We start from the raw sequence: 25,973 nt of genomic DNA, 5'->3' as shown, positions 1-25,973 counted from the left end.
GTTATGGCACAATGGATTGTAGATTACCTGCCGACGTGGAATATCATTCGAATTAGTGGAATTGCTGCTTATGTGCTACTCTTTGTCGGTGTATTTCTGGGCATTGCTCAAGGGATGCCTATGGCCAAGGGCAAACCAAAAGCAGCCATGTTCAAATGGCATACTCGAACGACCTGGCTCGCCTTCGGACTTGGACTCGTGCATGCGTTAACGTTATATATTGATCATTACAGCCCATTTAGCTGGGGAGAACTTCTGATTCCTTTTACCGCCTCCGTGCATCCGATTGGCAGTGGTCTGGGAACGTTATCCTTCTATGGATTAGTGATCGTCCTGTTATCCAGTGACCTGCGGAGCAAATTGGGCCGCAAATGGTGGTTCTTGTTCCACATGCTGTCCTACCCCGTGTTCATTGGTCTGCTGGTTCACGGCATGGTAACAGGATCAGATTCTGGCAACATTATCATGCGAATGATGTATGTATTTACCGGACTCAGTATACTTGGTATCACCGTATTACGTGGCATGTTGCGAGAACGCAAGGGCCCGGAGATCACGATTGGACCGAAATGGACATCCGCTGAGCCAGCTGCCGAGCAGAAGTGGGTTGAAGGTTATGGTCTGGCGGGAACGGTACGACCTAAACATCTCAAATAATAACATGTGGATCATCCAAAAATTATGGTACACATGCAAAAGAAGCGGCCATCAGGCCGCTTTTTCCATGAACAGTTATTTCTTCAAACAGTTATTGCACTAAGCATCCACATACATGTCCAATCTTCCACATGATTTCAGGTACGAAACGAGTTACGTGTTATACCGTGTCATCGCTGACCGGTTTTTCTCCCAGTGCTTCTTCAAGCTCGGATTGTTTGCGATGGGCGATCCGACTGCTCGCTGCCGATGCAATTGCACCGACAATATCATCGAAAAAGGTGTGGACAGGACCCAGGCTCTTGTCATTCAGTCGTTCAAGCACCCCTGGCTTCAGCTTGTCCACATAGCCATAATTCGTAAATCCGATACTGCCATATACATTGACGATGGAGAATGCCAAAATCTCATCCACGCCATACAGCCCTTCGTCATTCTCAATCATCTCCTGCAAAGGAGATATGAGCTGCCCCTGTTCCGCCAGAATATCAAGCTGAATCCCGGTCAGGACGGCGTTCTGTACCTCACGTTTGCGGAGAACCATCTCCACATTTTCGATACACTCTTCCATCGTAAGACCAGGATAATATTTTTTCTGCAATAACATGACCAGTTCTGCGATCTCAGGGATCGTGACGCCCCGCTTATGCAGCCATTCCCTAGTTGCCTCCGCGACCTTGCGGCTATTCAGGCTGTAAGGGATTTTTTCTTGCTCAGGATGTTCCATGGGCGATTCCTCCTCTGAAGTTAGCAATGTCCCTACTCTTGCTTCCTAATACGTATTAACCGGTTTTACGTTTCTTTAAGATCATCGAACGTATAACTTTTCAGCGAAGCTTTTATCTTTTAGTTATTTTTTGGACAAAGGCTCGTATACATGGTAGTACAAACTGTAAAAATGATGAGGGGGAACGTGATCATGAGAAAGATCCAATCTTTGCGTACGGTATCGGCAGCTGCGCTGCTGAGCATTCCTATGGTGTTGTCAGGTTGTGGCATGTTTGGAGCCCAGTCTTCCGAAGCTGTTGATCCGCCACCGCCCATTCAGGAAGCAGCCATGATTCAGGCAGCCGAAGGGAATGGGGCACTCGCAACGCTCCCGTTAACGACAGTATATCTGCAAGACCAGCAGGGACTGCTCGCTCCGGTATCCCTGACTCTTCCTTCTGGAACAGATGCCAGCAGTCCCAAGACAGCACTGGATACACTTGTCACAGGCGGGGCCTACGCGGGTATGTTGCCAGAAGGATTCCAGGGCGTGCTCCCGCAGGGAACGGTTGTACAGAATGTAACGATTCACGCGGATGACAAGCTGGCAGTCGTGGAGTTCTCGGGTAATTTTGCCAAGTATGATGCGAAGGAAGAACGGAAAATGCTAGAAGCTGTTACTTGGACATTGACGGGAACACCAGATGTGGAGAATGTGCAGATCTGGGTGGATGGCAAAAAGTTAACACAAATGCCGGTAAACAGTACGCCGTTGCCTGAACCGCTGAATCGGGCTGTGGGAATCAATCTGGATCTGGGTGATACTTTGGTGGCGAACAGCAGTCCGGTCACGGTCTATTTCTCAGCAGCTTCACCAGCAGGCATCCAATATTATGTTCCAGTTACACGTCTCGTTACCCCTGGCGAAGATCGGGTGCAGGCAGCATTGAATGAGCTGATCAAGGGACCTGACAAAGGCGGCGAACTGGAAGAAGTCATGACAGGCGGAACAGAGCTGCAATCGGTCAAAACGGCCGAGGATGGCACAGTAACAGTTGCCTTGAAAGATGATATGTTTGCCGAAGGGGATATCGTACCTAGCGAGCTGTTACAGTCTGTTGTATTAACCACTGCGGAGAATACAGCCGGCAAGGATGCCAAAGTGCAGATCGAATGGAACGGCCAAAAAACGGTCATGGGTGATGATAACCGGGATTACAGTACGCCTGTTTCCAAGCCTGAATATATCAACGAAATTCCGATTTAATGAACGCAGAATGCATAAGGATGCTTTTAATTGAACTCTTTGGTAAAATATAAGGGATTCGTAAAATTGTTAACAAGCTCAACATTACAGGATGCTTAAGTCGTAGGAGGCAGAAAAAATGAGATCAAACGGACGAAACAGCGAACAGCTGCGCCCGCTGAATTTAACAGTGAACACGAATAAATACGCCGAGGGCTCTGTACTGATTGAAGTTGGAGATACAAAGGTGATCTGTACAGCTACAGTGGAGGAACGTGTTCCTCCCTTTATGAAAGGGCAAGGGAAAGGCTGGGTAACGGCTGAATATTCCATGCTGCCACGTGCAACACATACTCGTAACCAACGTGAAGCCAATCGCGGCAAATTGACTGGACGCACCATGGAAATCCAACGTCTGATTGGTCGGGCACTGCGTTCAGTGGTCAATTTGCAGGCGCTTGGTGAGCGTACGATTACGCTGGACTGCGATGTTATTCAAGCTGACGGAGGCACACGCACAACGTCCATTACCGGTGCGTTTGTAGCGTTGGCGCTCGCTGTGAACAAGATTTCTCAACAACACAAACTGCAAGTATTCCCGATTACGGATTTCATAGCAGCAGTAAGTGTAGGTGTTGTGGGTGAACAGCCTGTACTGGATCTGAACTATGATGAAGATTCCAAAGCCAAGGTGGATATGAATCTGGTAATGACAGGCGGCGGCAAATACGTCGAGCTCCAGGGAACAGGTGAAGAAGCGCCATTTGATCGCCGTGAGCTGAACGCAATGCTGGAACTGGGCGAGCAGGGAATTTTGGAGATGATCGAGCGTCAAAAAGAAGTACTTGGACCGATTGCGCTCAAGATTGGCGCGCGTGGATTAGGGGAAGCCTAAGATGAGTTTGGACAGCCCAATCCTCATTGTCGCAACCCGCAACGCGGGTAAAGTCCGTGAATTCGCACATGCTTTCGCACCGCTTGGCAAAGAGGTCAAGAGCATGTTTGACTACCCGGAGCTGCCGGATGTGGTGGAAGATGGCGTAACGTTTGCGGAAAATGCCTGGAAGAAAGCGAAGGCGGTAGGCGACGCGCTTGGTTTGCCCGTACTGGCAGACGATTCTGGACTTTGTGTAGATCTGTTGGACGGGGAGCCCGGAGTTTATTCAGCGAGATATGCAGGCGAAGGAGCAACGGATGCACAGAACAATGCGAAGTTGCTGGAGACGCTGGAATCGTTGAAATCCGGTGAGGACACTGAGCAGCCGCTTCTCAGTCCGGCTCGATTCGTCTGCGCATTGGTCCTGTACGACCCGACAACTGGTGATAAATATGAATCGGAAGGCACTGCGGAAGGCTGGATCACGGCTGAAGCTGCGGGTGCTGGTGGTTTTGGATATGACCCTCTCTTCTATGTACCTGAATACGAGATGACAATGGCAGAGCTGACGCTGGAACAAAAGCAGGCGATTAGCCACCGTGGTCATGCGCTGAGAGCACTCGTATCCAGACTTGAAGGCTGAGTCGCAACGAGACTTTTTGATTTAGCGTATCAGATGTGAACATCAAAAGCGTTAATGGAAGGAAAGGAGCATTCCGATGGAATGATTCACCAGCCATTAACGCTTTTTTTATATGAATTGAAGTTGTCCAACGGGGTTAGGTAAGCTCCTTCCATATACCTAATGATGGGGGCTATTTCCGCGACTTTGTTTCAGAACGTATGTTCCTGTACCTACATAAGAAATGCTTAACATTGCATGATTGGGAACCTCATTGGGACTGGAGTTGGAAGAAGTTGCAAGCTGTGTGTGGTATGGGTTAACATTCAAATTAACGAATCATATATGAACCTTAAACGGAGGGATTTGCTCATGCAAGAAGTGAAGCTTGTTGTATCCTACGATGATTATGAGGACGGCATTCGTATGGAAAAATTAATTAAGGATTTGGCGGCTAAACCGGAGGCCAGCTCACTGGAAAGTCTGGTCATCGGAGATTGGGGACAGGCTTATGAGAGCTCACCTCAAGAGTTCATGAGCACACTCATCCAGTCGGCTTCAAGCTTTCCGTCATTGAAGAAACTGTTCATCGGGGATATGGGATTCGAAGAATGTGAAGTGTCGTGGATTATTCAGACGAATCTTACCCCCTTGTTGGGTGCCTTTCCAGAATTAACATCATTCTCGATTAAGGGCAGTAGCGGCCTTAGTCTGGAACCGCTCCAGCATGCCAAGCTTGAAGAATTGATTATTATCTGTGGCGGTCTCCCGAAAGAAGTGTTATCTTCGATCACCCATGCCAAATTGCCTGAATTGCGTAAACTGGAATTATATATTGGCGTCGATAATTATGGCTTCAATGGTTCAATTGAAGATATACTGCCTTTGTTAGAGAAAGGATTATTTCCAAAGCTGGTTTACTTGGGTCTGAAAGACAGTGAAATTCAGGATGAGATTGCGAAAGCAGCAGCGGAAGCACCTATTCTGGATCAACTTGAAGTACTGGATCTATCGGAAGGAACGTTGTCCGATGAAGGGGCAGAGGCCTTACTTGCCAGTGACAAGATCAAGCAGCTGAAACATCTCGATCTAAGTTACCATTACATGACCGATGAAATGATCCGTCGCTGGAACCAATCGGGTATATCCGTAGACGTTAGCGACCAGCAACAAAGTGATGAGGATGACTGGCGTTACCCGTCATTAACGGAGTAGAGGATGTCAGGTTTTACGAAAATAGTTGAAAGTCTGCATCAATCAGATGATGTTCCTGATCTGGATCGGGAGCAGCCATTATTATTGATCGGAAATCCTCATAACCGACGAACGCAAGGGATGCAAGAAGCCAGGTATAGATTAGGGATGAAACCTGCCGTTGTATTGCCTTATGCCCAATTGCTCCAGAACTGGAGACAGGGGGGAACGATCGTTGATATAGTAGATTCCAATCTGCCTGTGCCCCTCGTTCGGATTGACGCTCCTGGTGAGGATTGGGAAGTAGAGCGTGAATTGTTATTCCTTGGAGTTATGAATGATACGTCATGCTTAACAAAAGAAATGGCGGCAGAGGCATTCACAGCAGAGCAGGTACTTGCGTTGGAACAGGAGTGGGGAAGAATCTATGCCCCTGCTCAGTGGTTCCGCGGCTGGAAAGCATGTCTGGATCGAATCGGCCGTGAGACTCGGGAAATATGGCCTGAAGTTCGATTCATGAATGATCCTGCTGACATCCAATTGATGTTTGACAAGAGAACATGTCAGCAGCATCTATACTCTCAGGGGGTTCATGTACCTCCTACGCTCCAGTCTTCACTGCCGATTCGAAGTTACACTGACTTGCGTACAGCGATGCAATCGGCCGGTATGAACCGTGTATTTGTGAAGCTTGCGTGTGGTTCGGGTGCCTCAGGTGTTGTCGCGTATCAGATTAACCCACGTACGGGTGACGAAATCGCCATAACGACGATGGGAATGGAACAGGCGCAGGGCAAGACAATTTTTTATAATGAAGGACGTTTACGCAAGTATTCCCGTAATGGCGAGGTTGCTGCGTTAATGAACTGGTTATGTGCAGAAGGCGCACAGATTGAACGGTGGATGCCCAAAGCCACGTTTGATCAGCGGGCCTATGATATTCGCCAACTGGTTGCGGGTGGACAGGCAGGCCATGCGATTATGCGACTAAGTCGTACCCCTATAACCAATCTGCATCTGCGCAATGAACGTATGTTGCCTGCTGAAGCTGGTCTGGATGAACAGCGGATGTCGCTGGTTCGGACGGCAGCGCAGGCAGCCATGTCTGCTTTTCCCAACTCGTGGTCAGCCGGGATTGATGTGATGCTTACAAGTGATTCGAATCTGCGTGCCTATGTGCTGGATGTGAATCCGTTTGGAGATCTGTTATACAGGGTTGAGCATCATGGCCTTGGAACCTATGAGTGGGAAATGGAACTTTTGCGAAAGGAGCCTATTCAACATGCCTGATATGAACACCATTGTGGGCTCCCATGATCTGTTAATGATTACGCTGGATACGTTACGCTATGACGTAGCCAAGCTGGAAGAGGCGAATTGTCCCAATCTGTGTGGTTCCGGTCCGTGGGAGAAGCGTCATACTCCAGGCAGTTTTACATATGCGGCACACCATGCTTTTTTTGGTGGTTTTATGCCGACCCCTGCCAATACGGATAAGGCATCGCATATAAGATTGTTCCATTCCCGGAATACCGGACTCAAGACTCATCCGCATACCTGGCTGTTTGATACACCGGATATCGTGTCCGGGTTCGCAGCTGAAGGTTACCGTACCATCTGTATTGGCGGCGTCATTTTTTTTACGAAAAAAAACCCGCTTGCGAAAGTATTGCCCGGCTATTTCCAACAGAGCTACTGGCGAATGAACTTTGGGGTAACCAACCCCAAATCGACAGAACATCAGGTACAGCATGCATTAAAGCTGCTTGAACAGACGCCGCCGGATGAAAAGATATTTATGTTTTTGAACGTGTCTGCCATTCATGGCCCCAATCGTTACTTTGTGGAAGGTGCCAGGGAGGACTCGGTGGAGACTCAGCGAGCTGCACTTCGATATGTAGATGAGGCACTTGGGCCATTGTTCGAGGCGATGAGGAAACGTTCCCGGCCTGCCTTTTGTTTAGCTTTTTCCGATCATGGTACAGCTTACGGTGAAGACGGGTATCAAGGACACCGGCTTGCACATGATGTCGTCTGGACGGTGCCATACCGTGAATTTTTAGTATAGGATGTATTGCTCTTAACGTATTAATCTTATGATGATGATAACAACCGGAGACAGGAGGAGACCGATGGACAATCATTCACAACCCATGACAACAGGCGATTCCGATCAGTCCGGATCCAATACAACGATTACAGGTCTTCGTGAAGTACTCGCATCCCCTTATCGTTCGTATCTGTACTCATACCCGCACAAGACCGCATATCGGGAGCTTGACCCACCACTGCCGCTGGGACCAATGTGGGAACGAGAAAATACCGATACGTATTTTTTATATATGCATATTCCCTTCTGTGCTGCACGTTGCGGATTCTGTAATCTGTTCACCCTGCCGGATCGACGGGATGATACGCATGAACGTTATGTGGATGCGCTGGAACGTCAGGCGAAACAGTGGGCACCCATTACATCTCGAAGACCGTATTCGCGGTTCGCGATTGGTGGAGGAACGCCTACATTATTAAATGAGGTTCAGTTGAATCGTCTGTTTGATATTGCTGAACATGTGATGGGGCTGGACCCTGCGCAAGCATCGATTTCGGTGGAAACGTCCCCGGATACCGTTACGGAAGCCAAGCTGGCTATTATGAAGGAGCGAAGTGTGGATCGTATTAGTATGGGTATCCAGAGTTTCATAGAAGCTGAAGCATCTGCCATCTATCGTCCACAAAAACCGCAGGAGGTCGAACGGGCGCTTGAGAAGCTTACCCGTTATGATTTCCCATTGTTGAATCTGGATCTGATCTATGGTCTGCCAGGTCAAACGGTCGAATCGTGGATCTATTCACTGGAAAGAGTTTTGGCTTACGAGCCGGGCGAAGTCTTTATCTATCCTTTGTATACTCGGGAAAATACGATCGTGAAGCCTGATGATATTCGTCGTCAGGGACCTGACATTCGGATGGAGCTGTATATTGCTGCACGTGAGACTTTAAAAAGTAAAGGATATGTGCAGTATTCGATGCGAAGATTTGCCAAGGAACAATCGTCCTCCAAAGTGCTTCTGCCTTATAGCTGTCAGGAGGAGGGCATGGTTGGTCTGGGATGCGGCGCACGCTCTTATACGAGTGAAGTACACTATGCATCCAAGTACGGCGTGAGTTACAAGGCCACACAGAGCATCATTGCCGATTATGTGGCGACTGAGCGCTACGATGTGGCGGATTATGGTATCGTGTTAAGTCGTGAGGAACAGAGACGTCGCTTTATTCTGAAAGCCTTGCTGCATCGAGAGGGATTGACGTTGTCTGACTACCAACAGCGCTTCGGTACCGATGTGATGGCTGATTATCCTTGGCTTAGCGAGTTGTTTACGGAAGATATGGGGCGGGTTGAACTGGAGGAAGGCGAACGTGTATTACGTCTGACAGAAGAAGGACTGGGTTACTCCGATGCAATTGGAGATTGGCTTATATCCGCCGAAATTCGTGAACAGATGGAAGGGTTTGTTTTCTCATGAGAGCGACTTTGTATTATCGCGGCAAGTTGTCTTCCTGCAATTATGACTGTCCATACTGCCCTTTTAGCAAAACTGTCGATTCCAAAGAGACGCTGGAAGTGGATGAACAACAATTGCGTCAATTTGTGAATTGGGTTAAGGCGCAGGAAAACGAAGGTCACCGCTTCTCTATTTTCTTCAATCCTTATGGTGAAGCGTTGGTACGACGCTGGTATCGAGAAGCTATGGTTGAGCTGTCACATATGCCACATGTGGATAAAGTTGCGATCCAAACCAACCTGTCCGTCAAGCTGGATTGGGCGAGGGAGCTGGATGCGAATAAAGCAGCTTTTTGGGCGACGTATCATCCTCGTGAGACAAAAGAGTCTTCTTTTGTAAAACAATGTCTGACCTTGCGTCAGATGGGACTTGCTTTTAGTGTCGGTACTGTCGGACTCCGTAGTGCTTTCCCCGCAATTGAGTCCATGAGACAGGCTTTGCCGGATGATGTGTATATGTGGGTAAATGCCTTCAAAGATCGGCCCAAGTATTACACGCCGGAGGAAATTCAGTTTTTACGTGGGATCGATCCGCTTTTTGAAGGTAATCTGCAGGACTATGAGAGTTTGGGCAAACGTTGTGCTGCCGGTTCGGAAGTATTTTATGTACAAGGGTCAGGGCATGTGAAGCGGTGTTACAAGGATCGCCGGATCATTGGGCATCTCTATCGCGATGGTCTGCAAGCTTTGGCCGAGGATCGGCCTTGCCGCATGAAAAAATGTGGTTGTTATATCGGCTACATTCATATGGAGGATTCTCCCTTCAGAGAAACATTTGGTAGTGGGCTGTTGGAGCGTAATCCGGTCCTGATTCCTTGATCCGAATTTCATATGTCAGTATAACTCTGAAATGCATTTTTCAGTGTAAGCGGGATCAGACCTTGGGTTTGAACAGGCTACGCTGAAAAGTGTTTTTTTTTTGATATTCTCAGTTACATATTGTTTAATATTTTTGATGAAAAAGGGTCTTGACTATTCTTGTTGAAATATTTTCCGGGTTTATGATTCAAATTCTGTGTTTTTTGGGTTAATATAAATAGGAAAAAAGACCTGTTTCGAATAGTATTTATACATACAATCTGTATATGTATCTATTTATAGGCCTAAAGTCTTATTTCCGTTAATCTGAGGAAGGGGGACCGATGTCGGGGAAACGCGCACGTTATTTGAATCTCGGGGGAATAGACATGAAAAGAATATCAATTAGCCGCAAGTTACTTATGGGTTTCTCATCGGTACTGTTATTACTGGTGGCTGTAACGGTTATAGCGTATACCCAATTTGTATCCATTGAGAAAACGTATACAGAATTAATTAATAATAGAACAAGTAAACTATTGCTCATCAAAAATATGACGATAGATCTTAAAACACAGCAGATTGCTTTGAGGAATTTTGTGATGGAAGACAATGAGGTTAACGAGGATGAATTCAATAAGGCATATGAAGACTACATAGCGTTAAGCAAGGAGTTACAATCAACGGTTACAAGTCAGAGCATGAAAGACTACCTCACCCAATCAGATGAAGCGATGAGTAAGTATCATCAATTTGCCAAGAATATTATGACACTGACAAGACAGGGGAATAACAGCGAGATCTCGAGACTAATGCAGGATACGGCTCCAGCTCTGATCGGTGAGTTTGAAGCCATTGTCAATAATATGGAGAAACATCAACAAGACTCCATGGATGCTGGCGTTGTGAATGCCAATCTTCAGATTGCTCAAGTTCTTCGTTGGATTACTATTATTGGGGTCGCTTCCATTCTCATTGGAACACTCGTTGCGTTCATCATAGGCAGACTGATCTCCCTGCCTGTCGCTGCAGTTGCTCAAGCCGCAAGTCGCATTGCGGAAGGGGATCTGACTGGTGAACCTATTACAGTTCGTAACAAGGATGAGATTGGTGATCTGGCCCAAGCCTTCAACATCATGTCCGGGAATCTGCGTACACTTATTCATCAGGTTGGGAATAGCGCAGAACACGTAGCTGCTTCTTCCGAAGAACTGACCGCAAGTACGGAGCAGACATCCACCGCCACGGAACAAGTGGCCATCACGATGGGGGAGATTGCGACGGGAATGGATACCCAGGTACGTATGGTCAGTGACGGATTCCAGACGATGACTGAGTTGACGACAGGTTTTCAGCAGGTTACGGTGAACACCTTAAATATGTCAGAGGAAGCGACGAAAGTTTCAGCGAAGACGGTATCTGGCAGTGAGTCCGTTGAATCCGCTGTAGGACAGATGAATTCCATACATGATACGGTCTCAGGTCTGTCGGCAGTTATCGAAGAATTGAGCAGACATTCTCGGGATATTGTGAAAATGGTGGAGAGCATCTCTGAAATATCAGCCCAGACCAATCTTTTATCCCTTAACGCTGCCATTGAGGCCGCTAGAGCTGGTGAACATGGGAGAGGGTTCCAGGTTGTTGCCACAGAGGTTCGTAAATTATCTGAACAATCAGCACGTTCAGCGGAACAGATTGTGCCTTTGGTAGCCTCCATGGAGAAAGGGATGCGGAACGCTGCTCAATCCATGAGTGTAGTGACGGCAGAGGTGCAAGAGGGAATTGAACTTGTTCACCAGGCAGGTGCTACATTTAATGAAATTCGGGAAGCAGTTGGTAATGTAGCGGGTCAAACACAAGAAGTCTCTGCTTCAATCGAGCAGATGTCAGCAGGTGTAGAGCAGATTAGTATTTCCATGAAAACCATTATGGAAGTGACGGAAAGTGGAGCAGCGGGAACGGAAGAGGTGAGTGCTTCTTCAGAGGAACAGTTGTCTGCAATGCAGGAGATCGCTTCCGCAGCCAATGATCTCTCGTCCATGGCAGAGCAGTTGCAACAGACTGTCCGTCAATTTAAAGTTCAATAAATTCCGGCTTAAGAGTAAAGTGTGGGTGAAAGGTTGGGCGTAGGCTTAAGTAGCCTCTCACATAATAAAGGGTGTCCGTACAGCTAACTGCTGTCTGGGCACCCTTTTTGGTCTTGATCTAGAACCATGTGCTGCAAGATAAGACAGGTTAACGAATAGCGACTTTATACGCCCGCAACCAGGTATTGATCTGCGTTAGATAGGCGAACAGTTGTGGACCAGACATTAATTGTCCGAACCATGGGAGATTGGATGCGGCATCTGGAGAAGAAGCTAAGTTGCGAATTTGGGCTTTGTCGATCAAAGGCAAAATTGGCGAGGTTGGATCGTCCAGTATGTCAAGGACCTGTTGTTTAACCGCGGCCAGATATTGCGGATTATGTGTTTTCGGGTAAGGACTCTTTTTGCGATATAACACATCATCAGGCAGGACACCTTCGAGTGCTTTGCGCAGAATACCTTTTTCCCGCCCGCCCGTTATTTTCATCTCCCAAGGGATATTGAATACATATTGAATCAGGCGATGGTCACAGTATGGAACCCGCACTTCCAATCCTGCCCCCATACTCATCCGATCTTTGCGATCCAGAAGTGTAGGCATGAAACGTGTAATGTTCAGGTAGGACATCACCCGCATTTGTGCATCTTTACCCGTTTCCCCATCCAGAAGAGGCACTTCAGCCACTGCATCGGAATAGCGGTCTGCCAAATAGTCGAGTGGCCGAATCCATTCCCGAATATCCGGGGATAATAGCGCTGCTCTCATGTCAGGTGCTACAGACCACGGGAACGTACCGGAGTTCAGCATATCTTCTCGATGGAACCAGGGGTAACCGCCAAACACTTCATCCGCTGCTTCGCCTGAAATGGCAACCGTGGCCCCTTTTTTGATTTCTTTACAGAACAGATAGAGCGAGGAGTCTACATCTGCCATGCCCGGCAAATCCCTTACTAGCATAGCCTGTGTCAGGGCATGAACCAGCTCTCCGTTCTCAATCTCAATCCAGTGATGATCGGTCTTGAGTTCATCTACCATTCGTTTAATCCAGGGGCCATCTGCACCTGGCTGAAAGGAATGCGCCTGGAAATGCTTGGCGTTATCCACATAATCGACAGAATACGTACTGACTTGGCCTTGCCCGGTCCGGTTGTAATAATCCACGGCTAAAGCAGACAAGGCACTGGAGTCCAGTCCTCCTGATAAAAGAGAGCATACTGGGACATCCGAAGCCAACTGGCGCTCCAGTGTATCTTGCAAGAGTGTTCGCACTTCGGCTGCTGTCTCTTCCAGATTATGTTCGTGATGCAGGCTTTCCAGTTTCCAGTAGGCATAGGTTCGGATCCCGTTTCGGTTGTAGATCAGTGCGTGCCCAGGCTTGAGTTCACTCAGTGAAGAGTATACACCGTGTCCTGGTGTCCGCGCAGGTCCTACAATAAACACTTCGGCCAACCCTTCCGGGCCAACCGCGGCTTCTACATCTGGATGAATGAGCAGAGCTTTGGGCTCTGAGCCGAATACGAGTGTGTCTTTGGCATTACTGTAGAACAGAGGTTTCACGCCAAGGCGATCTCGTGCCATAAAAACCTGTTCGCGTCCCCCATCCCATATGGCAAAAGCGAAAATACCGTTAAACCGGTCAACGCATGCCGGTCCCCACTCGATATAAGAGGCGAGCAACACTTCCGTATCACATTGCGTGCGGAACGGATGCCCCCGCTGGAGCAATTCCTTTTTCAACTCGGGTGCATTGTATAGTTCTCCGTTATACACGACGGTATAGGAGGTATCTCCCTGTAACGCATGCATGGGCTGTGCCCCGTTCTCGGGGTCCATTACACTAAGACGCCGATGTCCAAAGGCACAAGGATTGGAGATCCATGTACCTGAAGCGTCGGGTCCCCGGTTCGACAAGCTATCCGTCATACGGACCAGCAGCTCTGATTCCTGGGTCAGATCCCGATTCCACTGTATGAAGCCGGTAATACCGCACATGGTTTGTTCATCCTTTCTTGGTCGAGTCATTCATCCGTATGGCTGCTTAATTACGGGCAACCAGCAAATGTTGTCTTTTTCGTCAGAGGTCGTAACAAATATATGCCGAAAGCAGGCATAAAATGTCTGTCCTCTTCGGAAACTAGTTCTAGGGACAACGACCTAAACATGCCTGTGAAGGAGAGAACGTGCAATGGACAGTATGAAGTATTATGTGTCTGTCATGGGCCGCTCCGTTATTCCGGATCCGTCGGTAACATCGTATGAATGGATCATTCAGGCAACGCCGCAGGAAGCGGAGCACTTACTGGGACTGCTGAGCCTCATGCAGGAAAAGGAGGAAGAGGCCTTTCCTGGCATGGTGTTCCCATTGCCAGATACACCGGAGGAGTCCGTAAACCGGGCGTATGAAACGATATTACAGCAGGTGTATCGGGAGATTTACCGATTAGGCACACCGGAGACACGATACCAGATTGAACAAACGACATGATAAGCACAAAAGAAAAGGAGCGCGATGAGCAATGTATGCCATTCAAGATGCTAAAATACGCAGATTAACCGAGGTAGATGGATTATCTTGTGCAGAAGTGGAAGTACAACCTGGAAATGCCGGAGATCCGTCATTACTTGTATACGTGGCCTCTACTCAACCTGGAAATTCACTGGAAGTCGTTCGGATTGTACGCAATCACTCTGATTCAGCGATCGACTGGTATAACAATAATATGCACACCGCATTTGAAGAGGCGACAGAAACCGCCTTTGAGAACAGCGAAGGTATGACGGTGGAGGAAGATAAGGCTCAGTTTCAAAATGAGTTGTTTGCCTTTGGTTTGCTTGGTCCAACGCTTCAGCGTTATCTAATCGGAAAGGCTTAACTGGGAAGGTTTGTATGAGTTGGATTGATGGATGGCAGAATAGGAGTTTCATGTCGAGCATACATCGATAGTAAACGAATTGTTCTAACCACAGCTGCAACTGGAAAACCCCGCTGTTAATAAACAGCGGGGTTTTGTTATGCAAGTCAGTCCGGGCGGATAGGTGATCAAGCGTACTCACGCAGCACTTGAATCCCTTTGACCACGTTATATACAAAGCTTAATCCGTAGATCACAAAGAATAGAACGACAAAGCCGACGGCTGAACCCAAACTATGTGCAGTCACGAAGAAATAAAATAGCGGGATGGCAGCAAGAAAGGGGAATACATGTGAGAATAAGGCGCGTTTTGCATGTCCCTCAATGTAAGCATCCTTGGCAACAATCCATACGATGATTGGAAACAGGAACGGGGCAAAGAAAATACTAAAGTAGGATAGGGCTGATAAAAGTTGTCTCATGACGATTCTCTCCTTCAATGCATCATTGAAATGTATGTATGCAAAAGATTACCCAGCAATTCTAACATTGAACATGTCTTATGTTAATCTTGCTCTAAATGTCCCCATCTCCTCAATATAACCTGGTTCAAGCAATCATATTCTTAAAGGGAATGGAGTATGAGAATAATACCGAAAGTACATTTAGAAAGGTTGTTCAAAAATTCCGAATTTGATTACGAAGGATGCCTGTGGAACTCGCATTGAAGTATAATTATTAATTTTTTTATAAAACTATTGAAAAATATAGAAATCAGAGTATAATAAGAACCGCGCCGAAAATTTATAATACATATTTGTCTCAGTAGCTCAGCTGGATAGAGCAACGCCCTTCTAAGGCGTCGGTCGGGGGTTCGAATCCCTCCTGGGACGTAAAAAAAGATAACTTCCTTCGGGAAGTTTTTTTTTGCGTTCAGGGGAAGAGAACCCCGATGGTTCGTCGGAGCATTCGCTTCGTTAGCACCACTTCGCAGTCTCGACTGGAAGGAGAGTATCCCTCCTGGGACGTAAAAAAAGAAAACTTCCTTCGGGAAGTTTTTTTGCGTTCAGGAGAAGAGAACCCCGAAGGTTCGTCGGAGCATTCGCTTCGTTAGCGCCACTTCGCAGTCTCGACTGGAAGGAGAGTATCCCTCCTGAATTCATTTATTGGTTATACCTATAAACAATATAGAATTTATATATTTAAATAATAAACAATTCTGTGCCACAATGAGGATATCAATAACGGAAGCGACGGTGGTATCCATGAAATCAATAAATCAATGGCAAGCAGATGACTATGACAACAAACTGGCTTTTGTCTCCGAATATGGCAAAAACCTGATCTCTTGGCTTCAACCTCAAAAAGGGGAATACATTCTTGATCTGGGTTGCGGTACGGGGGATTTGACGTACGAAATTTCTCTCGCCGAAGCTGAAGTTGTTGGTATGGATGCATCGCCGGACATGATTCGCCGTGCGAGGGAGAAATTCTCTGAAATTGAGTTCGTGGAAGGAGACGGTCATCAGTTTGAGACGAATAGACAGTATGATGCCGTCTTCTCCAATGCTGCCTTGCACTGGATGCGAAGTCCGAGATTAGTGGCGGACAGTATATGGAAATCTTTGAAGCCCGGAGGGCGATTTGTAGCAGAATTCGGTGGTAAAGGGAACGTGCAGACTATCGTGAATGCCTTGGAAGAGGTTATCGAGCGAAACACGGGCATTCGTGCTTCTGAACGTAATCCTTGGTATTTTCCGTCGATCGGAGAATATAGCTATATTTTGGAACAAGGCGGATTTCTGGTACGTCATGCCTATCACTATGACCGTCCTACCAGATTGGAAGATGGTGAGCAGGGTATAGTAGGATGGTTGGCTCATTTTGGAGGAGACTATTTTGAAGGTTTCAGTCATGATGAGATACAACAAATATGCCATGAAACCAGTCAGATCGTGGTGCCTAAACTTTGGGAGAGTGATGCTTTGTATGCAGATTACAAGCGTCTGCGTATTGAAGCCGTGAAGCCGGAATGAAGTTGATTTTGTGATAGTTATCGATGTTAACCGAATTGATTTTATGCTTTGTACACTAAATAACTTTACCATATACCAAGATTCTCTTGCTGACAAAGAGGCGCTTGGTCTTTTTTTTAATGCATTATTTTAAAAATAAAATATTCGAACGACAAATAATTACAAGTAGATATTTTTATCATACTCAAGACCCATATAAGTAATTTTTATATCATTTATGTAAGTATTTAGAAGGAAAATGTGGTATTTTGATAGAATAATTTACCAAGGGTCAATCTTCTTGCAGATAGGTGGTGAAATTGGAGTGCGTATTGCAGTACGCACAAACAGCAGGAACCCATCATTTGGTGAGGTATTCACATTTAAAAGGAGGGGCAAAGCCTTGAGTAAACGATTGATATCCACGTTATTAAGTGTTCTGATGGTCTTTTCCATTATTCTCCCCGCGGCTGGAGCCGCTCCCGCAGATTCATTTATTCAGCTTGAAAACTTACCGAGTACAGCCGAAGCCAAACAATGGAGAGAAATTCTTGCAGGACGGGAAGCCAAACTTGCCGCAGATCCATTTTTGGATAAAAGCCTGGAAGGGCTGGGTGGAGAGAACACCCGAGTGATCGTTGAGCTTTCCAATAAACCTGTTGCAGTAGCGCAAGGTGAATCAACCCTCTCCGGAAAATCTTTTACCTCCTCTATGGAAACAAAGGCTGTGACTCAAGTTGAGCAACAACAACAGTCATTTGTACATAGCCTCACTCAGAAGAAAATCAAACATGAAGTATTGGAAGAGTATGCATATGCCCTAAATGGTGTAGCGATTGAGCTTAAAGGAAACCAAGTGGGACAATTGCTTCAAATACCTGGCGTGGTCAGCGTATATCCTGACCTTGAAGTTACAATAGCGCCTGAGACCGATGAAGTGAACCCGTACATGAAAGACACGGCGCCTTTTATTGGTGCACCTGAAGTATGGGATCTAGGTTACAAAGGAAATGGCATCAAAGTGGGTGTCATCGATACAGGGATTGACTATGAGCATCCTAATTTGCAGGAAGCTTACAAAGGCGGATGGGACTTTGTTGGTAACGACAATGATCCGTATGAAGCGACATATCAGGAATGGAAAAGTTCAGGGGAACCTGAGTTTAACGAAAGGGGAAGTGCCTTTTACACATCCCACGGTACGCACGTAGCTGGTACCATTGCTGCTCGTGAAGCAGGGGATTACGGGATTGTTGGCGTTGCTCCTGAAGCAGATATCTATGCATACCGTGTACTTGGGCCGTATGGTAGTGGTCAAACCTCATGGGTGCTCGGCGGAATTGATCGTTCCGTTGAAGATGGCATGGATATAATTAATCTCTCTTTGGGGAATGCCGCTAACGATCCAAGTTATATTACCTCGGTAGCCCTGAATAATGCGATGCTGTCTGGTGTGACAGCAGTAGTTGCCAGTGGCAATGACGGACCGAACCGCTATACACTCGGTTCTCCGGGGGCATCTGCCATGGCCATCACTGTAGGTAACTCCACGGGCCCTAGCCAGCTTATTACAGCGGATACTCACTTCTGGATTGGTGAGGAAGGCGAAGAGACTCTGCCTGAGCAACAACCGGTGCCAGAGGTTGAATCATCTCCTGAACTGGGGACGGCATCTGAAACAGAAGAGCCTGAAGGTTCGGAGCAAGGTGTACCCGCAACTGCTACTGAAGATAGTGCAGCAGCTGTGGAGGATGTCGTTTCTGACGAAGCTGGAGTTTCGAATGTAGAAGAGGCTGCAACTGAAGAAAATACGCCATCTGCATCACCTTCTGCACCAGTTGAAGCTTCTCCTGAAGCTGCTCCTGTGGAAGAAGAGCCTGTAATTGCTCCAACTGAAGCTCCAATGGCTGTTACAGAGTCGGTTTACCGTTTGGATGTGATGGGATGGAGCCTGTCAGCAGACCCTGAGACTGTTTTGACTGGGAAATATGAGCTTGAATTTGCAGCACTGGGTAAGCCCACTGATTTTGAAGGTAAGGATTTTACAGGCAAAGTAGCATTAATACAACGTGGTGAACTCGCATTTGTAGAGAAAATCGCCAATGCCAAAGCGGCTGGAGCCGTGGCTGTTATTGTATATAACAACATTCCGGGCCCAATCGGTGTAAGTCTGGGCGATAACTTTGAACTCATTCCAACACTGAGCATGTCCAAGGAAGATGGAGAGGTTATCAAGGCTGAGTTGGACGCAGGCCAAGCCGTTGAAGTGAGCTTTAGTGATTTTGAACGCAGCCAAACGCCGGGTGATGAAATGAATTCATCCAGTTCACGCGGACCTGCCAAGGTAACACTGGACATCAAACCGGATATTGTTGCACCAGGTACAAGCATTCTGTCTACGATTCCTGCCTACGGCAAGGATGAGCCAGACGCAGATTACGCACAAGCTTATGACCGTAAATCAGGTACAAGTATGGCTACACCTCATGTAGCAGGATTGATTGCACTGTTGATTGAGAAGCATCCGGACTGGACGCCATTTGATATCAAAGTTGCGCTGATGAACAATAGTAAAGTGTTGGATACAACCCAATTTGATGTATTTGATCAAGGTGCTGGCCGTATTCAAGCAGTGAATACTATTGATCCTGCTGCTTTTGTCAAAGTGCTTGATGTAACTCAATATACCGAAAGTGGCGCTGTTGTTGAAAAGGAGAATATCACCGGAAGCATCAACTACGGTAATTTCCTGAGCACAGATGAAAAGACGATTACCAAAACGATTAAAGTTGAAGCGCGGAATGGCAGTGGAGGGGATTACACTGTAAATGTGAATCCAACTCGTAATGTTGCTGGTGTATCCGTTGCGGTAGACAAGAGTTCCTTCACACTGAATGGTGAGGAAGAACTTGCAGTGACAATTACCGTTCCACGAGGGGTTACTGCGACTACAGAAGCACAAGGATACATTGAGTTCTCGAACGGAACCAATACATTTACTGTGCCATATGTTGCTCATTTCAACGTTACGTTGAGTGGAGTTAAATATATTGAAACCGTAAAAGGCACTGAAAAAAATCCTTTCCACTATCCATTGAAGGCTGATGGTACGTTGGATACGCTTAATGTAGCGATGGAATTCTACAATCCGATGACATTCGCCCTGATTGAGATTTTTGATGGTCTTAATCCGGAAGGTGGATATTATCAAGATGGTTATATCGGCTCCATCTTCGGTAACTATTATAATTTCAATGCTAACGCAAGATATAATCTTGCCTGGGATGGCACATATGCGGATTACACAACCGATGAAGTGACAGAGATTCCGGATGGTTTATACACCGTTGATATCACTACTATTGGAACGGACGGCAAAACCTATAAGGAAGACACTTCGCCATTTTTGGTGAAAAAGACAGCTCCGGCTGTAACTGCACCAGAAACATTGGAGTTCAAAGCGGATGAGTCTGCTGTCCTTAATGGTAGCGTGGAAGATTTGTACTTCCGTGTTGCGCCTGCGCTTGCCAGCGGATGGGACATTGCTTTTGATGCGGCAGCTTCCCTGGAAGCAACGTATGTTGTGAGTAAAGAGGATGGTTCGGTTTATAAAGAGGGAGGCTTTGAGGTACAAGCTGATGGCACCTTTAGCCTTCCTTTGGAAGGAATAGAAGCAGGTGAGTATGCCGTTGAACTTACGGTAAAAGACCAACAGGGGCTTTCGGGTAAAGCCAATACGGTACTGAAGTTGGAAGCTGTGGAGACCGAACCTGAAACTCCAGCTACCAAGGCTCCGGGTACACCTGTATTGTCTCACAATAACTGGATAGGTAACGGCCTGCCGGAGGGTTCGTATATCGTTTCCATGAACCTATGGTGGGGCGAGAACGGAACTAGCTACAAGTTATATGAGGACGGGGTTCTAATTGATACGCAGAAGTTGACTTACAACGCGCCTTGGGCGCAGTTTGCTCAGACGAAAATCACAGGCAAAGCCAATGGCACATATACGTACGTGGCTGAGCTCACTAACGACAAGGGAACAACGCGGAGTCAGACGTTGACTGTTAAGGTTACCAACGCAGCGCCAGGCAAAGCAGTTCTATCTCAGGATAACTGGGACGGCGATGGCAATTATAAGGTGACCATGAACCTATGGTGGGGGACCAATGCTACCGAGTATCGTCTCTATGAGAATGATAAGTTGATCGACACGCAAGAACTCCGTGCGGTATCACCTCTTGCGCAAAGTGCTGTGACTAAACTGTCCGGCAAAGCATCGGGTACGTATACGTATCGGGCCGAGTTAATTAACGCAGCTGGAGTTACCAGCACAGACACGATTAAGGTAAAAGTGAAGTGAGTTCTTCCTCATTGAAACTGAGTAATTTAATGAAGGAATGGTTCTAGCATAAACGGCCTCCATCCTGATTTTCGAGGATAGAGGCCGTTTTGTTTTAATTTATTTTTTGTTAATGAATGGTATGACTAACCGATCATCCGATTTTTACTGGCTTGAAGCCCTGCGATTAATAAAGCAATGGCCAGAATGACCTGAATGAGCAACGGAAGGGTCCATCCTTTTGTCCAGTCATGAAGCATGCCGAACAGTAGAGGTCCCACTGCCGCCAGCATATATCCGAAGGACTGGGCCATACCGGACAGGCTGGCAGCTTGTCTGGCATCTTTTGAGCGAAGGACGAAGAACATGGTTACCAGTCCAAACGAAGCTCCGGCACCGATTCCAGCCAATGTGACACCGATGGTAACGAGCGAAGCGATGCCACTTAGCAATAATGCATACCCGACAATTAATGAAGAGCACGTTATCGTGGTTAGAACACGCTGATTCTGCGTTCGGCCGGCCAGGATCGGAACGATAAAGGTAGCCGGTACACTAACCATCTGCATCAAGGAGAGCATCCACCCTGCTGAAGTGGGGCTGAACCCTTGCTCAGCGAGAATTTCGGGTAGCCAGGTAATCGTCGTATAGAATATTAGAGATTGCAGACCCATAAATAAAGTAATGAACCAGGCTAGTGTAGAGGTCCTTAGACGCACGGGTGTCCCTTCGCTCTGGGAGGTAACATATAACATCTGCTTGCGTCCTGCTGCGATCTGGGGGAGCCACAAGAGAAGCGCAAGTATGGACAACAGGGCCCACACACCTAACGAAGCGCGCCAACCCATAGATGTAGATCCGGCTAAGGGCACGCTCACGCCTGAGGCGATGGCGCCAAATATGTTCATGGATACAGAATATAACCCGGTGACGATCCCCACCCGCAATGGAAAATCACGTTTGATCAAACTTGGCAAAAGCACGTTGCTTAATGCAATGCCACATCCCAATATTGCGGTTCCGGTATATAAAGAGAGAACGGAAGGCAACAAGCGTAAGGCCACTCCGATGGTCACGATGATAACAGCCAATAGCAGAGCAGATTCCAGTCCTAACCGTTTGGCAAGACGTGGTGCAAAAGGAGAGACTGCTGCAAAGGCGAGCAAAGGTAGTGAGGTCAGAAGCCCGGCCATCGTATGGCCGATACCTGTATCTGAGCGAATCATCTCCACTACAGGTCCGGTTGCTGTGATCGGTGACCTCATGGTAGCGGCGATAACGATAATGCCTGCTAATAACAGGCCGAATCTTTTGGATGTCGAAGAATGTTCTTCCTCGGCATGGAGGGACGAGTGCTGCTGTATTGAAGATGACATTGATAAAATCTCCTGTTTTCTATGAAGTTGATATGTATGGATTGTAACATTATCCACTTCGCAAGCATAACATTCCGTGTCAATATTGAGCAATGAAATGAAAAAAGCACCCACAAGAATGCGGAGCTCTGACGATCATGGGCTGACAAACCTCTAACGAATCGCAGAGGTCTTATAGTAATGGATAACCGCTATGCGCAGATTCTAATGAGCCTCAGCAACGTTAATCAAGTAATCTACTGCAATCTGAGTGAGTTAATCCGCCGGAATGGTGAAATAAGCTCTCTAAAATTCGTTAGAACTCCATGATGCTGAAATTGGGTCTAATAAAGTGTCCTAGGTTCGTTAGATCTTCGATACTAACAACGATATTAAGAAATGGTGACCCATGGAATGAGCTAATGCAAACATATTGATGAAGGGACATAGATATGTAACGAAGCGAATGCTCCGACGAACCGTTGGGGTTTTCATCCCCAGAACGCAAAAAAACTTCCCGAAGGAAGTTCTCTTTTTTACGTCCCAGGAGGGATACTCTCCTTGCAGTCGAGACTGCGAAGTGGTGCTACCGAAGCGAATGCTTCGACGAACCGTTGGGGTTCTCATCCCCAGAACGCAAAAAAACTTCCCGAAGGAAGTTCTCTTTTTTTACGTCCCAGGAGGGATTCGAACCCCCGACCGACGCCTTAGAAGGGCGTTGCTCTATCCAGCTGAGCTACTGAGACATGAATTTTTTCAAGCAAAATTGATTTTATCATATGCATACAGGAATATCAAGCATTTTATTTTAATCTGTTTTTCGTATATGATATTTGGCGGCAGTAACGTTTTTTTCATTATATTTACGGTTATGTTAGAATATCAGGAGAACTCAAAAAATAGATCGACATTCGTTTTAATATATACATCTATTTAAGTTGATTCCAACTGGAGATTCAGGATATAGAGGAGGTGCTCCCATTAAGGAATCCACGACCCCGGAAACCGAGCATAACAACAATATTGTGCTGTTTCCTAAGACGCTGGACTATTACCAGATTCAATTGACAGTTATGCTTGAAAATGAACGGTATGGTGAAGCGATGAAATTGCTTCACTTTTTGCTGCAATGTCAGGGACAGGAAGAGCGCCATTATGATGAATGGCGGGCCCTGCTCGAATGGCTTCAGGCGGCGTTCCCTCAATATGAAGAAACCTCGCCTGCCATTCTTGAAGAACGGGAAGAGGAAGAAGAGATCAGTGAGGATGACATGGCACGGCATCATGCTCGAATGAAGCTTGAACAGGATGATGGATATGCAGATAAGATGCTTCGTACTGTAATGGAGGAGCCGCTATCCGAACAGACGATGCTGGCCTTGGAGCAGCTGGCCTATCTGGATCTACCGAAGATTGACGAGGCACTAACCCATTGGTTAAAAGACAAGACGCTTCACCCTTTGCTTCAATTTCGGGTGTTGCAAACCTTGCGTCGCCGAGGTGTTCAAGGTATGATCCAGTTTACGAGAGGCGAAGAGCAGGTTGAAGTCGAGATCGATACGGTGCCTCTTAAACCAGAGGAATTCCCGCTTCAAATTGTTCAGATTCTGGAACGAGTGGCAGATCAGACGGAGGTTCACGAACCTACGCTCTTTTACTTTGCCCAGGAACTGTGGATACAATATGTCATGGCGGTGTATGGAACCCGCGATTATATATCGATGCTGGAAGAAAATGATTCCATGACAGATATATGGGCAGCAGCCCTACATATGACCGTTGCAGACAGTCTAGGTGGTTCGCATGATGAGGAGAATACACGCTCAATGTATGCTGTGACAGGGGCGATGCGCTTTCGACTCGAGCAGGCTTATCGTTCCATGAAACAGTTTGTATCTGCCGGTTTGGACGGGTAATCGAGGCCGGAAACGTTTTCCTTAAACTCTATCAAGGGATTCCCCTTGAAAAAGAATCTAATCTTGTTTATACTAAAATGGTTATTTTGTACGTGATTGCCTACGTGAACATGTGAATTTTGGAGGGGAAAGTATACAATGAAAGCAACTTGGGAAAAGATAGAGAAGAACCTTGGGGTTCTTGAGGTTGAAGTGGATGCGGATCGTGTAACCGCAGCACTCGACAAAGCTTTTAATAAAGTGGTTAAACAAGCAAACGTACCTGGATTCCGTAAAGGTAAAGTACCACGTTCCATCTTCGAAGCACGTTTTGGTGTAGAGAGTCTTTATCAAGAAGCAATCGACATTTTGCTTCCTGAAGCTTATACAGAAGCAATCGACCAAACGGATATCTTCCCGGTTGATCGTCCTGACGTAGATGTTGAACAATTCGCTAAAGGACAAACATTCAAGTTCAAAGCGAAAGTAACTGTGAAACCTGAAGTGACTCTGGGTGAGTACAAAGGAATCGAAGTTGCTGTAGCAAAAGGTGAAGTAACTGAAGCAGACGTGACTGAAGAACTTGAGCGTCTTCAACAACGTCACGCTGAACTCGTTGTACTTGACGAAGGTTCCGCTGCTAACGGCGACGTTGCAGTAATCGACTTCGACGGTTCCGTTGATGGCGTACCTTTCGAAGGTGGACAAGCTGAGCGTTATTCCCTGGAACTGGGTTCCAACACATTCATTCCTGGATTTGAAGAGCAAGTTGTGGGTCTGTCCACAGGTGACTTCAAAGACGTTGAAGTGACTTTCCCAGAGAGCTACCATGCAGCAGAACTTGCTGGCAAACAAGCGGTATTCAAAGTGAAAATTCACGAAATCAAGCGCAAACAGCTTCCTGCATTGGATGATGAGTTTGCTAAAGATGTTAGCGAATTTGACACGCTTGAAGAGTACAAAGCTGACCTGAAAACACAATTGGAATCCCGTAAAGCAGACGAAGCTAAAGCTGCACAAGAAAATGCAGTTGTAGAAAAAGTGGCTGAGAACGCTGAAGTGGACATTCCGGCTGCAATGGTTGACAGCGAAGTACAAAACATGATGCGTGATTTCGACAACCGTCTGCGTAACCAAGGTATGAACCTTGAAATGTTCCTGAGCTTCTCTGGCCAGACTCAAGCTGACCTGAGAGGACAAATGCAAGAAGATGCTTCCAAACGTGTTCGCAACAACCTGGTGCTTGAAGCTGTAGGTAAAGCGGAGAACATTGAAGTATCTGATGAAGAAGTGAATCAAGAACTCGAGAAAATGGCTGAATCTTACAAGCGTCCTGCTGAAGAGATCCGTGGCATCCTCGAAGGTAATGGTTCCCTGGACAGCCTTCGCGATGAAGTGAAACTGCGTAAAACGATTGACGTTCTTGTTGAGAACAGCACAGTTGTTGAACCGGTTGAAGCTCCGGCAGAAGAAGTTGTTGCAGAAGCTGACGAAAAATAAGACAAGCTGTGATCAACTTGTCAGTTGAATAAACGATAAGGCACGTGAATTATTGCGTGCCTTATTTTTAAATTATTACATCCATTTTATAGAAAATGAAGTAATTATATGGATGTAAACTAATTTTATTGATCTGTGTACACTTTTTACATACCTATGTACTTCAAGCAAATAAAAAACGGCAAGACGGCATAGGATGGCTTCAATTTGCACATACATAGAAAACATGGTTAAATATGATCAGGCTAAAAAAGTAATCAAA

20 protein-coding genes and 2 tRNA genes are annotated in these 25,973 nt (G+C 46.6%); 17 read left to right on the top strand and 5 right to left on the bottom strand.

Annotated features, from left to right (window positions below):
* Positions 1 to 3: 3 nt before the first annotated feature.
* The gene (locus MKZ12_RS23700) at positions 4 to 657 is read left to right on the top strand and encodes a ferric reductase-like transmembrane domain-containing protein (RefSeq protein WP_339257066.1); all 654 of its coding nucleotides are present in this window, start codon (positions 4 to 6) and stop codon (positions 655 to 657) included.
* Between the two features lie 160 nt (positions 658 to 817).
* Here MKZ12_RS23700 and MKZ12_RS23695 read toward each other — a convergent pair whose 3' ends face one another.
* Positions 818 to 1,384, bottom strand: a complete 567-nt coding sequence (locus MKZ12_RS23695; RefSeq protein ID WP_105601152.1) for a phosphatidylglycerophosphatase A — start codon at positions 1,382 to 1,384, stop codon at positions 818 to 820.
* A 192-nt stretch (positions 1,385 to 1,576) separates the two neighbouring features.
* Here MKZ12_RS23695 and MKZ12_RS23690 point away from each other — a divergent pair, with 192 nt between their 5' ends.
* From MKZ12_RS23690 to MKZ12_RS23650, 9 genes are all read left to right on the top strand, one after another.
* Positions 1,577 to 2,632, top strand: coding sequence for a GerMN domain-containing protein (locus MKZ12_RS23690; RefSeq protein ID WP_339237159.1), 1,056 nt, complete (start codon positions 1,577 to 1,579; stop codon positions 2,630 to 2,632).
* Positions 2,633 to 2,750: 118 nt separating this feature from the next.
* On the top strand, positions 2,751 to 3,506 hold the full coding sequence (rph, locus tag MKZ12_RS23685) for a ribonuclease PH (protein WP_253440370.1): 756 nt from the start codon (positions 2,751 to 2,753) through the stop codon (positions 3,504 to 3,506).
* Position 3,507: 1 nt separating this feature from the next.
* A complete protein-coding gene (locus MKZ12_RS23680; protein ID WP_091011846.1) occupies positions 3,508 to 4,131 on the top strand; it encodes an XTP/dITP diphosphatase in 624 nt (207 codons plus the stop codon).
* Positions 4,132 to 4,482: 351 nt separating this feature from the next.
* Positions 4,483 to 5,325, top strand: coding sequence for an STM4015 family protein (locus MKZ12_RS23675; protein ID WP_339237153.1), 843 nt, complete (start codon positions 4,483 to 4,485; stop codon positions 5,323 to 5,325).
* Positions 5,326 to 5,328: 3 nt separating this feature from the next.
* Entirely contained in the window at positions 5,329 to 6,594 is a 1,266-nt protein-coding gene (locus MKZ12_RS23670; protein ID WP_339237150.1) for an STM4014 family protein, read from the top strand.
* Positions 6,587 to 7,372 carry an STM4013/SEN3800 family hydrolase gene (locus MKZ12_RS23665; protein WP_339257063.1) on the top strand — a complete coding sequence of 262 codons (786 nt, stop codon included), beginning with the start codon at positions 6,587 to 6,589 and terminating at the stop codon, positions 7,370 to 7,372. The genes MKZ12_RS23670 and MKZ12_RS23665 overlap by 8 nt, the downstream gene beginning before the upstream one ends.
* Before the next feature lie 85 nt (positions 7,373 to 7,457).
* Positions 7,458 to 8,828: an STM4012 family radical SAM protein gene (locus MKZ12_RS23660; protein WP_339261505.1), complete on the top strand. Its 1,371-nt coding sequence runs from the start codon at positions 7,458 to 7,460 to the stop codon at positions 8,826 to 8,828.
* Complete coding sequence (locus MKZ12_RS23655) at positions 8,825 to 9,685, top strand: STM4011 family radical SAM protein (RefSeq protein WP_339257061.1); 861 nt, start codon at positions 8,825 to 8,827, stop codon at positions 9,683 to 9,685. The genes MKZ12_RS23660 and MKZ12_RS23655 overlap by 4 nt, the downstream gene beginning before the upstream one ends.
* A gap of 368 nt (positions 9,686 to 10,053) precedes the next feature.
* On the top strand, positions 10,054 to 11,751 hold the full coding sequence (locus MKZ12_RS23650) for a methyl-accepting chemotaxis protein (protein WP_339257059.1): 1,698 nt from the start codon (positions 10,054 to 10,056) through the stop codon (positions 11,749 to 11,751).
* A gap of 148 nt (positions 11,752 to 11,899) precedes the next feature.
* Here MKZ12_RS23650 and asnB read toward each other — a convergent pair whose 3' ends face one another.
* Positions 11,900 to 13,744 carry an asparagine synthase (glutamine-hydrolyzing) gene (asnB, locus tag MKZ12_RS23645; RefSeq protein WP_339257057.1) on the bottom strand — a complete coding sequence of 615 codons (1,845 nt, stop codon included), beginning with the start codon at positions 13,742 to 13,744 and terminating at the stop codon, positions 11,900 to 11,902.
* 193 nt (positions 13,745 to 13,937) lie between these two features.
* On the opposite strand from asnB, the gene MKZ12_RS23640 reads away from it, so the two are divergent.
* Together MKZ12_RS23640 and MKZ12_RS23635 are read left to right on the top strand one after the other, a co-directional pair.
* Positions 13,938 to 14,237, top strand: a complete 300-nt coding sequence (locus MKZ12_RS23640) for a hypothetical protein (RefSeq protein WP_339257055.1) — start codon at positions 13,938 to 13,940, stop codon at positions 14,235 to 14,237.
* A 31-nt stretch (positions 14,238 to 14,268) separates the two neighbouring features.
* Positions 14,269 to 14,625 (top strand): hypothetical protein, encoded by a 357-nt coding sequence (locus MKZ12_RS23635; protein WP_339237134.1) that lies wholly within the window; start codon positions 14,269 to 14,271, stop codon positions 14,623 to 14,625.
* Between the two features lie 167 nt (positions 14,626 to 14,792).
* On the opposite strand, the gene MKZ12_RS23630 is transcribed toward MKZ12_RS23635, so the two are convergent.
* On the bottom strand, positions 14,793 to 15,086 hold the full coding sequence (locus MKZ12_RS23630; RefSeq protein WP_253440343.1) for a DUF4870 domain-containing protein: 294 nt from the start codon (positions 15,084 to 15,086) through the stop codon (positions 14,793 to 14,795).
* A gap of 337 nt (positions 15,087 to 15,423) precedes the next feature.
* Here MKZ12_RS23630 and MKZ12_RS23625 point away from each other — a divergent pair.
* The 3 genes from MKZ12_RS23625 to MKZ12_RS23615 all read left to right on the top strand — a co-directional run bounded on the left by MKZ12_RS23625 (position 15,424) and on the right by MKZ12_RS23615 (position 20,982).
* Positions 15,424 to 15,497: transfer RNA gene (locus MKZ12_RS23625), tRNA-Arg, on the top strand.
* Between the two features lie 372 nt (positions 15,498 to 15,869).
* Positions 15,870 to 16,640: a class I SAM-dependent methyltransferase gene (locus MKZ12_RS23620; RefSeq protein WP_339257052.1), complete on the top strand. Its 771-nt coding sequence runs from the start codon at positions 15,870 to 15,872 to the stop codon at positions 16,638 to 16,640.
* Positions 16,641 to 17,022: 382 nt separating this feature from the next.
* The gene (locus MKZ12_RS23615) at positions 17,023 to 20,982 is read left to right on the top strand and encodes a S8 family serine peptidase (protein WP_339257050.1); all 3,960 of its coding nucleotides are present in this window, start codon (positions 17,023 to 17,025) and stop codon (positions 20,980 to 20,982) included.
* Between the two features lie 125 nt (positions 20,983 to 21,107).
* On the opposite strand, the gene MKZ12_RS23610 is transcribed toward MKZ12_RS23615, so the two are convergent.
* Positions 21,108 to 22,337, bottom strand: a complete 1,230-nt coding sequence (locus tag MKZ12_RS23610; protein WP_339257048.1) for an MFS transporter — start codon at positions 22,335 to 22,337, stop codon at positions 21,108 to 21,110.
* A 651-nt stretch (positions 22,338 to 22,988) separates the two neighbouring features.
* A tRNA-Arg gene (locus MKZ12_RS23605) sits at positions 22,989 to 23,062 on the bottom strand.
* A gap of 327 nt (positions 23,063 to 23,389) precedes the next feature.
* On the opposite strand from MKZ12_RS23605, the gene MKZ12_RS23600 reads away from it, so the two are divergent.
* Together MKZ12_RS23600 and tig are read left to right on the top strand one after the other, a co-directional pair.
* Positions 23,390 to 24,232 carry a hypothetical protein gene (locus MKZ12_RS23600; RefSeq protein ID WP_339243189.1) on the top strand — a complete coding sequence of 281 codons (843 nt, stop codon included), beginning with the start codon at positions 23,390 to 23,392 and terminating at the stop codon, positions 24,230 to 24,232.
* Positions 24,233 to 24,370: 138 nt separating this feature from the next.
* Positions 24,371 to 25,711: a trigger factor gene (gene tig, locus MKZ12_RS23595; RefSeq protein ID WP_339237122.1), complete on the top strand. Its 1,341-nt coding sequence runs from the start codon at positions 24,371 to 24,373 to the stop codon at positions 25,709 to 25,711.
* Positions 25,712 to 25,973: the final 262 nt, after the last annotated feature.

This window comes from Paenibacillus sp. FSL R5-0713, from assembly GCF_037973325.1.
Taxonomy (GTDB): Bacteria; Bacillota; Bacilli; order Paenibacillales; family Paenibacillaceae; genus Paenibacillus.
This window is presented reverse-complemented; position numbering and strand designations above follow the sequence as displayed.

Coding starts and splice junctions, on each gene's coding strand:
- tig (WP_339237122.1), top strand. CDS start 24,371: ATGAAAGCAACTTGGGAAAAGATAGAGAAGAACCTTGGGGTTCTTGAG.
- MKZ12_RS23620 (WP_339257052.1), top strand. CDS start 15,870: ATGAAATCAATAAATCAATGGCAAGCAGATGACTATGACAACAAACTG.
- MKZ12_RS23655 (WP_339257061.1), top strand. CDS start 8,825: ATGAGAGCGACTTTGTATTATCGCGGCAAGTTGTCTTCCTGCAATTAT.
- asnB (WP_339257057.1), bottom strand. CDS start 13,744: ATGTGCGGTATTACCGGCTTCATACAGTGGAATCGGGATCTGACCCAG.
- MKZ12_RS23660 (WP_339261505.1), top strand. CDS start 7,458: ATGACAACAGGCGATTCCGATCAGTCCGGATCCAATACAACGATTACA.
- MKZ12_RS23680 (WP_091011846.1), top strand. CDS start 3,508: ATGAGTTTGGACAGCCCAATCCTCATTGTCGCAACCCGCAACGCGGGT.
- MKZ12_RS23695 (WP_105601152.1), bottom strand. CDS start 1,384: ATGGAACATCCTGAGCAAGAAAAAATCCCTTACAGCCTGAATAGCCGC.
- MKZ12_RS23640 (WP_339257055.1), top strand. CDS start 13,938: ATGGACAGTATGAAGTATTATGTGTCTGTCATGGGCCGCTCCGTTATT.
- MKZ12_RS23600 (WP_339243189.1), top strand. CDS start 23,390: ATGCTTGAAAATGAACGGTATGGTGAAGCGATGAAATTGCTTCACTTT.
- MKZ12_RS23635 (WP_339237134.1), top strand. CDS start 14,269: ATGTATGCCATTCAAGATGCTAAAATACGCAGATTAACCGAGGTAGAT.
- MKZ12_RS23670 (WP_339237150.1), top strand. CDS start 5,329: ATGTCAGGTTTTACGAAAATAGTTGAAAGTCTGCATCAATCAGATGAT.
- rph (WP_253440370.1), top strand. CDS start 2,751: ATGAGATCAAACGGACGAAACAGCGAACAGCTGCGCCCGCTGAATTTA.
- MKZ12_RS23675 (WP_339237153.1), top strand. CDS start 4,483: ATGCAAGAAGTGAAGCTTGTTGTATCCTACGATGATTATGAGGACGGC.
- MKZ12_RS23630 (WP_253440343.1), bottom strand. CDS start 15,086: ATGAGACAACTTTTATCAGCCCTATCCTACTTTAGTATTTTCTTTGCC.
- MKZ12_RS23610 (WP_339257048.1), bottom strand. CDS start 22,337: ATGTCATCTTCAATACAGCAGCACTCGTCCCTCCATGCCGAGGAAGAA.
- MKZ12_RS23665 (WP_339257063.1), top strand. CDS start 6,587: ATGCCTGATATGAACACCATTGTGGGCTCCCATGATCTGTTAATGATT.
- MKZ12_RS23690 (WP_339237159.1), top strand. CDS start 1,577: ATGAGAAAGATCCAATCTTTGCGTACGGTATCGGCAGCTGCGCTGCTG.
- MKZ12_RS23650 (WP_339257059.1), top strand. CDS start 10,054: ATGAAAAGAATATCAATTAGCCGCAAGTTACTTATGGGTTTCTCATCG.
- MKZ12_RS23700 (WP_339257066.1), top strand. CDS start 4: ATGGCACAATGGATTGTAGATTACCTGCCGACGTGGAATATCATTCGA.